Origin of the sequence: Pseudonocardia acidicola (assembly GCF_012911935.1) — a bacterium.
Lineage (GTDB): Bacteria > Actinomycetota > Actinomycetes > Mycobacteriales > Pseudonocardiaceae > Pseudonocardia > Pseudonocardia acidicola.
The window spans coordinates 21,789-35,996 of the sequence record NZ_JAAXLA010000072.1 but is presented as its reverse complement, the minus strand read 5'-3'; the positions used below and the strand labels follow the sequence as shown (position 1 = coordinate 35,996).

Genomic DNA, 14,208 nt, shown 5'->3' with positions numbered 1-14,208 from the left:
GGCGCGGCGGGGGCGGGTCGCACGGCAGCGGCGGCCGGCGGGGCCACATCCGGTGCGGCAACGGAAGGAGCGTCCGGCACGGCGGCCGGGTGGACCGCGGGAGCCGGTGAGCGGCCGTGCACGGGCAGATCGGGGCCGGTGCCGAACGGCGTACCGGGACCGGCCGGAGGCGGCAGGCGCAGGCCGGTCGGGGCGTACGGGTCCGGCATCCACGCCGTCCGCGCCGGCCGGGCCGCATCGCCCGGACGGACGGCAGACCGCTCGGCGGGCTGAGGGGCGCGCGGGATGTGCCGGTCGAGATATTCCTCGACGCCGGGCCGATCGACACCCTCGCGGCGCGCATGCCGGCCGCCCCCGGTGGAGCGGTTGACCTCCATCCGCCGCCGCATCTCCTCCTGCAGCCACGACGAGCCGGAGGCCTCGGGTCCGTTGCCGTCGGCGTTGGCCTCCGGTTCGACCTGCGCGGGTGGGCCCGGGCCGTCCTCCGCGCCGGGCGACACCGACGGCGGAGCGCCGTCGGTGTACGTACTCACCGTTGGCTCCAGGCCTGCTTCGTCGCGCGGACCAGGCGGTCCTTGAGCTCACGGGTGTGCCGGCGGCTGACCGGCAACTCGGCGCACTCCGGCCCGGCGCCGACCCGGACCACATACCCCGACCCGGACAGCCGCAGCTCGGTCACGAGTGGCAGCGAGACCAGGAACGACCGGTGGATGCGTACGAACCCGGCGTCGCGCCAGCGGTCCTCGAGCACCGAGAGCGGGATGCGCACGAGGTGGCTGCCCTCGTGGGTGTGCAGCCGGGCGTAGTCGCCCTGGGCCTCGACGTAGCGCACCGCCGAGCGGGGCACGAGTTTCGTGGTACCGGCGAGCTCGACGGGGATGACCTCGTCCTCGCCGTTCTCCTCGCGCACCGGCTCCGCAGCGCTCGCGGCCCGGCTGGCCAGGATGCGGTCCAGGGACGCCGACAGCCGCTCCGAGCGCAGTGGCTTGAGCAGGTAGTCGACGGCGCCGACCTCGTAGGCGTCGACCGCCCGGTCGTCATGCGCGGTGACGAAGACGACCGACGGCGGGACCGCCATCGAGGAGAACACCCGGGCGAGCTCCAGACCGTCCAGACCGGGCATCCGGATGTCGAGGAAGACCACCTCGACGTCGGTGCGCTCGGCGACCCGCGTCCCCGTGACCGGGTGCGACGGACCGCGACCCGGGAGCGATTGGGCCGACGCCTCGCGGGTGCCCTGCCGACTGTTCAGGATGCGGAGCGCCTCGGTGGCATCGGAGGCCTTGAGCACGACGCCGACGCGCGGGTCCTCGTTGAGCAGGTAGGCCAGTTCTTCGAGAGCCGGCTCCTCGTCGTCCACCGCGAGAACGACCAGGCCTCCGGAGCTGTCGTTACTCTCCACGATCTCCTCATCCTGCGTGTCCGGTGCTCCCGCGGGCCGGGACGATCACGTACCGGCTCCGCGCCTATGGTGACGGTGAATCGAGCTGGATGCCAGGGCGAAGCACCAATCGGATACAGATCGGATTCGATCCACCACTGCGAGCTACAGACCGTATCGTGCCCAGCTCGCCCGCACCTCCGCCGCCTGGGCGAGGCCCAGCAGGCCGTCGACCGGCGACAGCGTCCGCGCCGCCGATGACCCGAGGCCCAGGCGCGCGAGCAGCGGCTTTCGGCCCTCCACAGTGACCAGTTCGGCGTCGGGGAAACGCCCGCCGAGCACACCCCGCGGGGTGCCCAGCCCGTCGACCAGGCCCAGCTGCACCGCTCGTGACCCGGTCCACACCTCCCCGGTGAACAGGTCCGCGTCGGGCTTGAGCCGGTCCCCGCGGCGCTCGGTCACCCACTGCTGGAACATCTCGTGCAGTTGGTCCTGCAGGCCGCGCAGCCACACGACGTCCTCGTCCTTCTCCGGCAGGAACGGGTCCAGCCGGGACTTGGACGCGCCCGCGGTGTAGAGCCGGCGCTGCACCCCGACCCGCTCGATCAGCCCGTCGAGACCGAATCCCTGGCTGATCACGCCGATCGAACCGACCAGCGAGGTGGGGTGGGCGTAGATCTCGTCGCCCGCACAGGCCAGCCAGTACCCGCCGGAGGCGGCGACGTCCTCGCAGAAGGCCAGCACGGGCACGTCGTGCTCCGCGGCCAGACTCCGGATCCGGTCCGCCACGAGCGCGGACTGGGTGGGCGAGCCGCCCGGCGAGTTGATCAGCAGCGCGACCGCGGCCAGCCGGCCCGGCGCGAACGCCCGCTCCAGGACCTTGTCCACGGCGGCGGCGTTGATCACCGATCGCGGCACCGGCGCGGCGGTCGAGCTGATCACGCCGTGCAGGCGTACGAGCGACACCACCGGGCGTTCGGCGCGTTCCCCCAGTCGCCCCGGCAGCCGGGAGGCCAACCGGTCCGGAATCCGCAGCGCGTCCATGCCGCCACGTTACGCCCGACAGGGACTGACCAGATGCTGGGACGGAGCGTGACGGATGGGATCACCTCCTCGCGGAGGGGCGACACCCGGTCGGAGCGCCGAGTGGGACATGGGCCGCATTCCGGGAGACACCGGCCGGCGGTACGGCCCACTCGGCGGCGCACGGGCACTGTTCGTCGCAGCCCACCGGTCGCGTCCCGAGCAGGCCCGGTCGATCGCGACCGAACGGCCGTCGCCCCCGACCGCGCAGGTGGGTGACGGGATGCCCGCCCCGCCACGGCCGGACCGGGCTCAGACCCGGATCCCCGCCCGGAACTTCGGCACCCGCAACGTGATCTTCATGCCGGCGCCGACGTTGGTATCGACGACCAGCCCGAAGTCGTCGCCGAACGCCGAGCGCATCCGGTCGTCGACGTTGCCGAGACCGACGTGCGCGCCGGACAGGTGGGCGTCGTCGAGGTCCTCGGTGAGCCGGGCGGGGTCCATGCCGACCCCGTCGTCCTCGACGATGATCACGCACTCGGCCCCGGTGTTCTCGGCCGTGATCGTGATCGTGCCGCCGTTGGGCTTGCCCGACAGGCCGTGCCGCACCGCGTTCTCCACCAGCGGCTGCAGCGCGAGGAAGGGCAACACCACCTGCAGCACCTCGGGCGCGATCTGCAGCTTGATGTTGAGCCGGTTGCCGAAGCGGGCCTTCTCCAACGCGATGTAGCGCTCGATGTTGGTCAGCTCGTCGGACAGCGTCGTGTACTCCCCCGCGGTGCGGAACGAGTACCGGGTGAAGTCGGCGAACTCGATCAGCAGCTCGCGGGCCCGCACCGGGTCGGTCCGGATGAACGAAGCGATCGTGGTCAGCGCGTTGTAGACGAAGTGCGGCGAGATCTGCGCCCGCAGCGCCCGCACCTCGGCCCGGGCCAGCCGGGCCCGCGACTCGTCGAGCTCGGCGAGCTCGAGCTGGCTGGACACGTACCGCGCGACCTCGGCGGTGGCCCGCAGCAGCACCGGGCCGGCCGTCGAGGTGGTCAGCGCGGCGAGCGTGCCCACGATGGAGCCGTCGGTCTCCAGCGGCACCACGACGATGCCGCGGACCTCGCAGTTCGGGTGGTCACACGAGATCGACGTGTGCGATGCGACCTGCTGGCGCCCGGTCGAGACGACCTGCTCGGCGAGCGAGCGCACGTCGGGCTCGTGCTGGTCGGCGTCGCCGTCCCAGGCCAGCGTCGCGCCGCGGGCGTCGGTCATGGCCAGCGCACAGGTGTCGAGCAGGGTCCGCAGGTAGGGCAGCGCGAACGAGGCGGAGTTCGACGACAGCCCCTCGCGCAGCGCGGGTGCGGCCAGCGCGACGGTGTGCAGGGTGGCGAACGTCGCCCGCTCCAGCGGCGTCGCGAACGTGTTGCGCCGGGCCCGCCGCAGCTGGAACAACACCACCACGACGACCGCGGCCAGCACCGCCAGCAACAGCAGCAGCGCAGTCGGTGAACCGAGCAGCTCTCCCACTGAGTCTTCTCCGACCCCTTACTTCACCAGCCTGGACAGGCGCCGGTCAGCGAGCGGCGTGCCACCGGTTTGACAGCCGGGACAGTACTGGAAGGAGCGATCCGCGAAGGACACCTCCCGGACGGTGTCACCGCAGACCGGGCAGGGCAGCCCGGTCCGGGCGTGTACCCGCATTCCGGAGCGTTTCTCACCCTTGAGCTCAGCGGCCTTCTGCCCCACCGAGCGGCCGACGGCGTCGAGCAGCACGGTGCGCAGCGCGTCGTGGAGCGCGTCGAGCTGGTCGGGCCGCAGCCTGCCCGCGACCGCGTAGGGCGAGAGCCGGGCGGTGTGCAGGATCTCGTCGCTGTAGGCGTTGCCGATCCCGGCGATCGCGGATTGCTCGGTCAGCACGGTCTTGATCCGCTCGGTACGGCCGGCGAGCAGGTCGCCGATCTCGTCGCGGCTCAGGGCCAGGGCATCAGGGCCCAGCCGGGCGATGCCGGGCACCTCACCCGGGTCGCGCACCAGGTAGACCGCGAGGCGCTTCTGGGTACCGGCCTCGGTGAGGTCGAAGCCGGGGCCGCCGACCGCATCCAGGTGCACCCGCAGCGCCAGCGGGCCCCGGCCGGGTTTGGGCGGGGCGGCTGCAGCGGTGTCGTGCCAGCGCAGCCACCCGGCGCGGGACAGGTGGGTGATGAGATGCAGCTCCTCACCGGGCCGGTCGGCGAACTCGACGGACAGGAACTTGCCGTACCGTGCCGCCCCGGTGACGACGCGTCCGGTCAGCGCGGACACCGGCGGGTCGAACGTCTTGAGCACGCTCATGCTCGCCACGTCGACCCGCGCGACCGGCCGGTACCGGGCGTGTTCACGCAGGTGATCGGCCAGCGCCTCGACCTCGGGGAGCTCGGGCATCTAGTTCACCGGTTGCAGCGGGGAGTCGGCGTACCCCGGCGTGGCCCGGGTGCGCAGGCTGCGCATCACCACGCGCATCTCCTCGCGGGCCCGGGCACCGCCGCGCACCATCCCGGACCAGTGCTCGGCGGGCAGCCCGTCCTCGTAGCTGCCCTCGGTCTCGGCGACCAGCGTCCAGGGCCGGCGCAGGTACCAACGCACCGGGAAGAACCCGACGGCGAGCACCGCGACGATCCACAGCCACCACGGGATGTGCACCTGGGCGGGCGCCCAGACGATGACCACCACCCAGAACAGGAAGAGCGAGGACAAGATCATCACGGCCGCGCCGCGACCACCGTCCACGTCATGCTCGAAGTCGTCCCCCACGGCAGGGGTGGACCATTCGATGTGCTTACGCACCGACCACGTGCGCCCGTCGGCTCCGGCGACTGTCTTCGTCCCCATCATCCCCGCCGTTCCTCGATCCCCGACCGTCACTTTCCCACATCAGGCGATCCGACGGTGATCTTCGAAGGGGGGACGCGCGGTGGCTACGTCCCCGGGCAGGCCGGTGGGACGTCCTCGCGTTCGGGCGCGCCGGGGGCCAGCAGCGAGGTGACGACGAGCTCCGCGGGCTCCGGGCCGTCGTTGCGGGCCAGGTGCGGCACCCCGTCACGGACGAACATGGCCTGGCCGGGCCCGTAGCGGACCGGATCGCAGGCGTTCTCCTCGAGCAGGCTGATGCTGCCCGACTTCACGATCGACATCTCCGTGCCGGGGAGCCGGTGCCAGCCCGTCGTCGCGCCGGGCGCGAGCACGACGGTGCGCACCGAGAACACCGCAGGGCCGGGAGTGCGGATCGAGACCCGGTCCTGGACGGTGCCGACGCCGACCTCGACCGGACCGGCGGGCGGCGGGGAGGTCGGCGGGGCCGCGGGAGCGGGCGGCGGGTCCGTCGTCGCCGGGGCGGGCGAGCCGAGCTGTCCCGGCTGGGCGCACCCGGCGAGCACCAGGCAGCCCGCCACCGTGAACAGCGCCATCGTCCGGCCGATCCTCGTCACCTGGCCTCCCCCCGTCGTGCCCGGGAGAGACTAGTGGCGGCCGGGCGCGGCCCCGGGGCCGGGGATCCCCTCGCCCGTGTCACCAGCGCAGCGGCAGGCTCTTGATGCCGTTGATGAAGTTGGACGTCAGCCGGCGCGGCGGGCCGGCCGGCTCGACCTGCGGGAGCCGGGTGAGGAACTCGGTGAAGAACACCCGCATCTGCAGTCGGGCGAACTGGGCGCCCAGGCACAGGTGCGGGCCCTGGCCGAAGGCGAGGTGCTCGTTGGGCTCGCGCGCGAGGTCGAACGTGTCGGGGTCGGGGAAGCGGCGCTCGTCGCGGTGCGCGGACACGTGGTAGACGACGACCTTGTCGCCGGCCCGGATGGCCTGACCGGCCAGGGTCAGGTCCCGGGTCGCGGTGCGGCGGAAGGTCAGCACCGGCGGATGCCAGCGCAGCATCTCCTCGATCGCGGACGGCAGCAGATCCGGCTCGGCCCGCAACCGCGCGTACGCCGCGGGGTGCTCGACGAGCGCGAGCACCCCGCCGGGCAGCGCGCTGCGCACGGTGTCGTTGCCCGCGATGACCAGCAGGAAGAAGAACATCTTCAACTCGGCGTCGGTCAGCCGCTCCCCGTCCACCTCGGCCTGGACGAGGGCGCTCATCACGTCGTCGGCCGGGTGCGCGCGCTTGTCGGCGGCGAACTGCTCGGCGTAGCCGAACATGTCGGCCAGGGCGGCCGGGGACCGCGGGTTCACCGGCCGACCTTGAGCGTCGCGGACCACCGCGGCGTGTTCGGGGTCCTGGTAGCCGATCACCCGGTTGGTCCACTCCAGCAGCAGCGCCCGGTCGGCGGCCGGCACGCCGAGCAGGTCGGCGAGGTTCATCAGGGGGAAGTCGTCGGTGACGTCGGCGGGCAGGTCGCAGCCCTCCGCCGGGGCGACGGCGTCGAGCAGCCCCCGGGCGCGCTCGGTGATCGTGTCGGTGAACCGCTCGAGCCGACGCCGGGTGAACGCACCGGTGACCAGCCGCCGGATCCGCGCCTGTTCGGGCGGGTCCATGTTGAGGATCATCCGGCGGATGAACGGCAGGTCGGCCGGATCGGGGTCGCGAATCTGGGTGGCGCCCAGCGACGAGGAGAAGTCCTCCGGACTGCGCAGCACGTGCCGGACGTCGTCGTAGCGGGTCACCGCCCAGTACCCCGGGCCGGGCGGCCAGATGCCGACCTCGTGCTCGTGCTGCCAGCAGACCGGGTGCTCGTCGCGCAGCCGCCGCAGCTCGTCGTGGGGTACGCCGCGGGCGAAGATCCGCGGGTCGAACACGTTCGGGACCCCGGCGATCCCGCTGGCGGCGGTCAGGACGTCATCGGCCACGGTGCCTCCCTGCGCGCATCGTAAGCCGACGCGGTCACCCGTTGGCCAGCTCGATCAGGGTGTCGGCGTGGCACGCCTCGGTGAGCGGGCACCAGCAGGCGAGATCGTGGCCGGCGAGCTCACGACGGACCGCGGCGAGCAGTTCCGGCCGGGACAGCAGCCAGCGGCGGTGCGCGGCGATCGCCTCGGCACGCCCCAGTTCGACGACGGAGAACGGGTTGCCCCACCGCCCCGGCCGGGCGACGACGATCGCGCCGGCCGGCTTGCGCCAGCCCTTCGTCCGGCGCAGCTGGATCCGGCGGGGCCGGTCCGCGGCGTCGTCGAGGGACATGAAGGACATGAGGGACACGATAAAGGGGCGACACGCCGCACTGCGGGTAGCGGATCGGCGCCCCAGCCCTCCCGAACAGGGCGACTCGCCGTCCCGAAGAGGGCGACTCGCGGGGTGGGGGCGGACTCCGCGTCACCACGGGGGCGGGATTCACCCCCTTTTCGAGGGGTACTCACCGCCTTGCGTGATCCAACTCACCGGCTGACGATCAATATCGACTTGCCGATTCACCCGCACAGGTCCATGGTTGTCCCCAGCAACTTCTTGCGTGATACACGCAAAGTCAAAGTAAAGACGTCCAGGAGCAGCCATGGCGGGTGAGACGGAGGCGATCGCCTCCGATGACCTCGACGTCGCCGACACCGTTGCACGCGAGCTGGCCCTGCTGATCCGCCTGGTTCAGCGGGCCTCGACGCGGCACACCGGCCGGCGGGGCGACGAGGACGGGATCGGCCGGGGCGAGGACATGGACCGGGCCAGTTTCCAGGTCCTCGTCCACCTCGCCCTGGAAGGTCCGCAACGAGCCGGCGAGGTCGCCGAAGCAGTCTGCGCCGATCCGTCCACGGTGAGCCGACGGGTCGCAGCCCTGGTCAAGGCGGGCCTGCTGGAGCGGCGGGCCGATCCCGACGACGGCCGGGCCAGCCTGCTCGCAGCGACCGAGGCGGGCGCCCGCGCGCTCGAGCTCAGCCGGCGCCGCCGGGCCGCGATGATCGCCTCGACGATGGCCGACTGGCCCCCGGAGCAACGCCGCCAGCTGGCCGAACTGCTCGGCCGCTTCGTCACCGACTTCCAGCATCACGAATTGCCGGCCGCCCCCGGGCACCGGCCCGGAGGGGGAATCTGATGTCCACCGAGGCTGCCACCAGACCAATGGAGGCCCCAGCCCAGGAACGGGGATCGGGGGAACTGAGCCACCGCCAGATTCTCACGATCCTGGTCGGCCTGGCGCTGGGCATGTTCCTGGCCGCTCTGGACCAGACCGTCGTCTCGACGGCGATCCGCACCATCGCCGACGACCTGAGCGGGCTGAGCCTGCAGGCCTGGGCCACCACGGCGTTCCTCATCACGGGGACGATCAGCACCCCGCTGTACGGCAAGCTGTCGGACATCTACGGCCGCAAGCCGCTGTTCCTCACCGCGATCTCGATCTTCCTGATCGGGTCGATCATGTGCACGTTCTCGCAGTCGATGTACCAGCTGGCTTCGTTCCGGGCGGTGCAGGGACTCGGCGCCGGTGGCCTGTTCTCGCTCGCGCTGACCATCCTGGGCGACATCGTGCCGCCCCGTGAGCGGGCCCGGTACCAGGGCTACATCCTCGCGGTGTTCGGCACGTCCAGCGTGCTCGGTCCGGTCATCGGCGGCGTGCTCTCCGGCCAGCAGACCATCCTCGGGCTCGACGGCTGGCGCTGGATCTTCCTGGTCAACGTGCCGATCGGTGCGGTCGCGCTCATCGTCGTGGCCAAGGTGCTCAACGTCCCGCACACCCCGCGCCCGCACCGCATCGACTGGCCCGGGGCCGTGGCGCTGGCCGTCTGCCTGGTGCCGCTGCTGATCGTGGCCGAGCAGGGCCGCGACTGGGGTTGGGGCTCCTCCAAGGCCGTCATCTGCTATGTGATCGGGCTGGTCGGCTTCCTGCTGTGGCTGGTGGCCGAGCGCGCCTACGGCGACGACGCCCTGATCCCGCTGCGGCTGTTCCGCAACCGCGTCTTCACCCTGACCAGCCTGGCCGGTGTCGTCATCGGTATGGGCATGTTCGGCGGCATCGCGCTGCTGCCGCAGTTCCTGCAGATCGTGCACGGCGCCAGCCCGACCGAGTCCGGCTTCCTGATGCTGCCGCTGGTCGCCGGCATCATGGTCGCCTCGATCATCTCCGGGCAGATCACCGCACGGACCGGCCACTACAAGATCTTCCCGGTCATCGGCACCCTGCTCATGGTCGGCGCGATGCTGCTCATGCACTTCCGGGTCAGCGTGGACATCCCGCTGTGGGAGCTCGACCTCTACATGGCGCTGTTCGGCCTCGGGCTCGGGTCGTGCATGCAGACCCTGGTGCTGGCCGTGCAGAACGCGGTCCCGGCCCGTGACATGGGCGTCGCCACGGCGTCGGCGACCTTCTTCCGCCAGCTCGGCGGCACACTGGGCACCGCGATCTTCCTGTCCGTGGTGTTCAGCACGGTCCCGGACAAGATCGCCAACGCGTTCCGCGCCGCGGTGGGCACACCCGACTTCCAGTCGGCGCTGTCCGACCCCGCGGTGCGCGCGAACCCGGCGAACGCGCCGGTGCTGAACGCGCTGAACGGCGGCGGTGGCGCCGACAGCTCCGGGGTGCTCAACGACTCGTCGTTCCTGCAGCACATCGACGCGCGGCTCGCCCGGCCGTTCCTCGTCGGCTTCGCCGACTCGATGACGCTGACGTTCCTCATCGTGGCGCTCGTCCTGGCGCTCGCGTTCGTGCTGGTGCTGTTCATCAAGGAGCTCCCGCTGCGCACCATGTCGGGCGTCCAGGCCCGTGCCGCCGAGGAGGCCGAGATGCCGCCCGCACCCGGCGCGGTGACCAGCCCGGCCACCGAGATCGAGCGGACCCAGCAGCTGTACGCCCACGAGCCCGCCCTGGTCGGCGCCGCCGCGCCGGCCGGCCCTGCCGGTGAGGCCGGGAACGGCCACATCGGCAACGGGTACGGCCCGTCGACCAGCCGGCACGCACTGCTGACCGACGACGTCCCGACCACCCCGGCGGCGCCCGCCGCCGCGTTCGGGACCGAGCCGGGCTCCGGCCCGGAGATCGTCGGCACGGTGCACCGGGCCGACGGCCTCGGGCTGGCCGACGCGGTGGTCACGGTGACCGACCCGGCCGGGCGGCAGGAGGCCCGCACCGCCACCGCGGCCGACGGCAGCTACCGGCTGCCGGTCCCGCACGGCGGCACCTTCCTCGTCGTCGCCGCGTCCGGCGCCTTCCAGCCGCACGCCGCGATGGTCGCGGTGGCCGACCGGCCGGTCCGGCACGACGTGACCCTGACCGGCGCGAGCGGCGTGCGCGGCGTGGTCCACACCGCGGACCCCGCGGGCGGCAGCCGGGCGGTCGCCGGCGTCGCCATCACCCTGATCGACGTGCGCGGCAACGTCGCGGCCGCCACGGTCGCCGACGAGCTCGGCCGCTACCAGGTCATCGGCGTCCCGGACGGGCAGTACACGCTGACCGCGGCCGCCGCCGGGTACCAGCCGGTCGCCGTGAGCGTGCTGCTCCCCAGTGGCTCGACCACCGACCGCGACGTCGAGCTGCCCCGCCGGGCCCGGCTGCTCGGTACCGTCACCGCGGCCAGCAGCGGCCGTGGGATCGCCGAAGCGCTCGCCACCTTGATCGACCCGAACGGGACGGTGGTCGGATCCGCGGTCACCGACGCCGACGGTTCGTTCGTGTTCGAGGACCTGGCCGAGGGCACCTACACCCTCACCGCCAGCGGGTATGCGCCGGTGGCGACGGTCGTGCAGGTCACCGCGGGTGGGGCGACGACGGCGCAGGTCGCCTTCACCGCACCGACCGTCGGCACGGCCGGCCCCGGCACGCCACAGGGCGACGCACTGACACAACCAGGGCTGCCCACCCCGGGAGCCTCGATCGATGCAGGAGGTATCCGGTGAGCGCCGGGGTCATCACGGGCCGGCTGACCACCCCGGACGGCTGGCCGGTGCCGGGCGGGACCCTGACCGTGATCGACGGGACGGGAGTGCAGCGGGGCCGGGCCACCACCCGCGACGACGGCGGGTTCGTCCTCGACGGGCTGGCGACCGGTTCCTACACCGTGATCGTCGCGGCGGCGGGCCACGAGCCCGCGGCCCGCACGGTCGTGGTGCCGGCCGGCGCGCCGGCCGCGATGGGCGTGGTCGCGCTGCCCCGCGTCGGCGGCCGGGTGCTGCCGACCCCGGGCACGTGGCGCATCGACCAGGCGCACTCCAGCATCGGCGCGACGGCACTGCACCTGGGCATGAGCCGGATCCGCGGCCGGCTGCGCCGGTTCTCCGGCCAGATCCAGGTGGCCGACCCGCTGGAGAACAGCTCGGTCGAGGTGCTGATCGACCCGGCGGGCGTCGACTCCGACGACGACGCCCGCGACGAGCACCTGCGCAGCCCGGACTTCCTCGACGTCACCCGGTTCCCGGAGATCCGCTACAAGAGCGACGGCCTGTACCGCATCGACCCGGAGCACTGGCGGGTCGACGGCGTGCTCGCGCTCAAGGGCGTGAGCGCACCGGTGTCGCTGGACGTGACCTACCGGGGCACCGGGCCGGACCTGTGGGGCGGCACCCGGGCCGCGTTCTCGGCCACCACCGAGTTGTCCCGGGACGACTTCGCCATCAGCTGGAACCAGTCGGTGCTGGCCGGGGTGCTCGCGGTCGGCCGGACGCTACGGATCGACATCGACATCCAGGCCGTGCTGACCTGATCTCGATCGCGGTGCGGCGGGGCTGTGCTGCGGCGCAGCCCCGCCGCTGACCTGTCGCAGGTCGTCGAGCAGCCAGCTCAGCCAGCCCCAGGCGTCGACCACCCGCAGCGCGGCGTCCGGGTGGGCGGCCCGGTCCGGGCTGCGCACCATCGCCGTCACCCAGTCCGGCGTGCCGGCAGCGGCCGGTGCGGGCGCCGGCAGCATGTCCCGGGCCAGCTCGTCGGCCAGCACCCGGTAGTTGTCGGCGACCTCGTGCCCGGCCGCCCGCATCCCCACGGCCACCTGCGGCCACGGCGACGGCGTGGGCTCGGGGAAGCGCCGCTGCAGCGCGGCCGCCCCACGGTCGAGCCGGTGCGCGGCGCCGAGCACGGCCAGCCAGTCGACCGGGTCGGGTGGGCCGGCGCGCGGCTCCGAGCGGTACTGCGCGTAGCTCGCGTCGAACAGCACCAGCAGCCCGCGTCCGTCGAGGTCCTCCGGCGCACCCCCTGCCGGAGGCCCCCCCGCCAGCAGCCCGACGGTCTGCTCGATGCGGTCCGCGCCCGCCCGCAGGCACCGGGCGGCTTCCCGCCGGACCTCCCCGCGGCCGCCGCGCGGGTATATCGCGACACCGATCAGCACTCCGATCAGCCCGCCGGCGACCACGTCGAGCACCCGGGCGCCGGCCAGCGACCAGCTGGCCGGCGCCAGCTGCGCGAACAGCACCGCCACCAGAATCGTGAACAGTGCCTGCCCCACCGCGGGACCGAACAGCGGGCCGGCGACCAACCCCCCGACCAGCACGATCGGGAACAGGACCGCGTAGAGCACGCTCTGCGGGCCGGCCACGAACAGCAACCCGCCCGCGACCAGCGCACCCACGACGGTGCCGAGAAAGGCCGGGGCCAGCGCGGATCGGGTGGCGACGGCCGATGTGCGCATCAGGCTCAGCGTCGCCAGCAGCACCCAGAACCCGTGGGACAGCGCGAACTCGCCGGCCACCAGCCGGGCCAGCGCGAGACCGACGGCCAGCCGGACCGCGTTCTGCAGGTAGACCGAGCGAAATGTCAGGTGGCAGCGCAGCCGCCGCCACCACAGCTCGACCGGGCCGGCGCGGACGTACCAGAACTGCCCGCCCGGCGCCGTGTCCGCGGCGGCGACGACCGGCTCCGGCACGCCCAGCCCGGCCCGGGCGGCCAGCACCAGGGTGCGTTGGGCGAGCACCGCCTCCTGCACCGCGACCCGCAACGGTGCACCCGGCAGCAGGTCCGCGGCACGGTCGGTCGTGCTCAGCCGGCGTATCCGCCGGTCGTCGTCGGCGACGATCGCGGCGTCCACCGCGGCGAGCTCCGGCGGCGGCCCCACGTCGCGCAGCGCGGCCCGCACCTGGTCGAGCGACGCGGCGACCACCCCGAGCGTCGCCCGCACCTCGGCCACGAGCTCGGGAGCGGGGGCGGGTTCGCGGGAGGCGACCGCGCCGACGATCGCGCCCAGCCCGTCGTGCAGTGCCCGCAGTGCCTGGGCCGCCTGGGTCAGGCCACGATCGCGCGCGCTCGGCCCGGCCGGGCGTTCGGCCAGCGGCAACCCGCCGAGCCGGAGCTTCTCGATGAACGGCCGGGCGTCCTCGCGGCGTCGTTCCAGCGCGTCGGCCCACCGCGGCGTCCCGGTGGGTTCGTCCAGCAGCGCGGACAGGAAGGCCGCGACCCGGTCGGCGACCTCGGCCAACCGGGTCCGGAACCCGGGCGGTCCGGGGTCGGGCAGCAGCACCCGGTCGGCCACGGCCAGCAGCCCGACGCCGATGGCCAGCCCGAGCAGCCGCTGCGGCAGCGTCTCGGGTTGGTAGGGCGGGAAGCACGGCAGGATGTAGAACAGGTGCACGCCGCTCGCGACGCCGGTGACCCGTGGCCCGCCCGCGGCCGCGAACGCCACCACGAACCCGACGACCAGCATTCCGGCCACCGCCGCCCAGGTGTTGACGGCGAGCAGCGTGCCGAGCGTGACCAGCACTGCGCCGGCGGCGAAACAGCCCAGCAGGGTGCGGGTGCGCTGCCGGGGCGGCCCGGAGACGTCGGACAGCGCACCGAGCGCGATCACCCCGAACACCGCGTACGTCGCGACCGTCGGAGAGCCCAGCCCGTAGCGGCCGAGGAAGAACGCGGCGCAGGCGGCGGCCCCGACCCGGATCGCCCGCCGGGTGATGGCGAGGCCCGGGTCGCGTCGGCGCAGCCACGCGGTCAGATCCACTCCGC

The 14,208-nt window shown here is 73.3% G+C and carries 12 protein-coding genes and 1 pseudogene; 3 read left to right on the top strand and 10 right to left on the bottom strand.

All coding sequences use genetic code 11. From position 1 onward, the window contains the following. The 9 genes and pseudogenes from HF526_RS27760 to HF526_RS27720 form a co-directional block, all read right to left on the bottom strand. Positions 1-533 (bottom strand): annotated as a pseudogene (locus HF526_RS27760) (hypothetical protein); the annotation flags it as partial. Continuing rightward, positions 530-1,402 carry a response regulator gene (locus HF526_RS27755; protein ID WP_169384526.1) on the bottom strand — a complete coding sequence of 291 codons (873 nt, stop codon included), beginning with the start codon at positions 1,400-1,402 and terminating at the stop codon, positions 530-532. The pseudogene HF526_RS27760 and the gene HF526_RS27755, both read right to left, overlap by 4 nt. A gap of 144 nt (positions 1,403-1,546) precedes the next feature. Further along, positions 1,547-2,416: a S49 family peptidase gene (locus HF526_RS27750; RefSeq protein ID WP_169384537.1), complete on the bottom strand. Its 870-nt coding sequence runs from the start codon at positions 2,414-2,416 to the stop codon at positions 1,547-1,549. A gap of 300 nt (positions 2,417-2,716) precedes the next feature. Beyond that, positions 2,717-3,922: a histidine kinase gene (locus HF526_RS27745; RefSeq protein WP_169384525.1), complete on the bottom strand. Its 1,206-nt coding sequence runs from the start codon at positions 3,920-3,922 to the stop codon at positions 2,717-2,719. An 18-nt stretch (positions 3,923-3,940) separates the two neighbouring features. Next, positions 3,941-4,816: an Fpg/Nei family DNA glycosylase gene (locus HF526_RS27740; RefSeq protein WP_169384524.1), complete on the bottom strand. Its 876-nt coding sequence runs from the start codon at positions 4,814-4,816 to the stop codon at positions 3,941-3,943. Continuing rightward, a complete protein-coding gene (locus HF526_RS27735; RefSeq protein WP_169384523.1) occupies positions 4,817-5,263 on the bottom strand; it encodes a hypothetical protein in 447 nt (148 codons plus the stop codon). It lies immediately after the preceding gene. 86 nt (positions 5,264-5,349) lie between these two features. Then, entirely contained in the window at positions 5,350-5,859 is a 510-nt protein-coding gene (locus tag HF526_RS36580) for a cupin domain-containing protein (protein ID WP_169384522.1), read from the bottom strand. A gap of 79 nt (positions 5,860-5,938) precedes the next feature. After that, the gene (locus tag HF526_RS27725) at positions 5,939-7,210 is read right to left on the bottom strand and encodes a cytochrome P450 (protein WP_338051800.1); all 1,272 of its coding nucleotides are present in this window, start codon (positions 7,208-7,210) and stop codon (positions 5,939-5,941) included. A gap of 34 nt (positions 7,211-7,244) precedes the next feature. Then, the gene (locus HF526_RS27720) at positions 7,245-7,550 is read right to left on the bottom strand and encodes a DUF4326 domain-containing protein (protein WP_239029233.1); all 306 of its coding nucleotides are present in this window, start codon (positions 7,548-7,550) and stop codon (positions 7,245-7,247) included. Between the two features lie 301 nt (positions 7,551-7,851). Between HF526_RS27720 and HF526_RS27715 the strand changes: the two genes are divergently transcribed. Genes HF526_RS27715 through HF526_RS27705 form a run of 3 tightly spaced genes read left to right on the top strand, consistent with a single transcriptional unit; the run spans position 7,852 to position 11,983 of the window. Continuing rightward, positions 7,852-8,385, top strand: coding sequence for a MarR family winged helix-turn-helix transcriptional regulator (locus tag HF526_RS27715; RefSeq protein WP_239029232.1), 534 nt, complete (start codon positions 7,852-7,854; stop codon positions 8,383-8,385). Then, positions 8,385-11,180, top strand: a complete 2,796-nt coding sequence (locus HF526_RS27710; protein ID WP_169384521.1) for an MFS transporter — start codon at positions 8,385-8,387, stop codon at positions 11,178-11,180. The genes HF526_RS27715 and HF526_RS27710 overlap by 1 nt, the downstream gene beginning before the upstream one ends. Next, positions 11,177-11,983, top strand: a complete 807-nt coding sequence (locus tag HF526_RS27705) for a YceI family protein (RefSeq protein ID WP_338051799.1) — start codon at positions 11,177-11,179, stop codon at positions 11,981-11,983. The genes HF526_RS27710 and HF526_RS27705 overlap by 4 nt, the downstream gene beginning before the upstream one ends. Here the strand turns inward: HF526_RS27705 and HF526_RS27700 are convergent. Then, positions 11,945-14,203, bottom strand: coding sequence for an FUSC family protein (locus tag HF526_RS27700; RefSeq protein ID WP_169384520.1), 2,259 nt, complete (start codon positions 14,201-14,203; stop codon positions 11,945-11,947). The two genes, HF526_RS27705 and HF526_RS27700, sit on opposite strands and share 39 nt — an antisense overlap. Between the last annotated feature and the right edge of the window lie 5 nt (positions 14,204-14,208).

Excerpts from the sequence above, each read along its gene's own strand:
- HF526_RS27740 (WP_169384524.1), bottom strand. The coding sequence starts at position 4,816 with ATGCCCGAGCTCCCCGAGGTCGAGGCGCTGGCCGATCACCTGCGTGAA.
- HF526_RS27735 (WP_169384523.1), bottom strand. The coding sequence starts at position 5,263 with ATGGGGACGAAGACAGTCGCCGGAGCCGACGGGCGCACGTGGTCGGTG.
- HF526_RS27720 (WP_239029233.1), bottom strand. The coding sequence starts at position 7,550 with ATGTCCTTCATGTCCCTCGACGACGCCGCGGACCGGCCCCGCCGGATC.
- HF526_RS27715 (WP_239029232.1), top strand. The coding sequence starts at position 7,852 with ATGGCGGGTGAGACGGAGGCGATCGCCTCCGATGACCTCGACGTCGCC.
- HF526_RS27710 (WP_169384521.1), top strand. The coding sequence starts at position 8,385 with ATGTCCACCGAGGCTGCCACCAGACCAATGGAGGCCCCAGCCCAGGAA.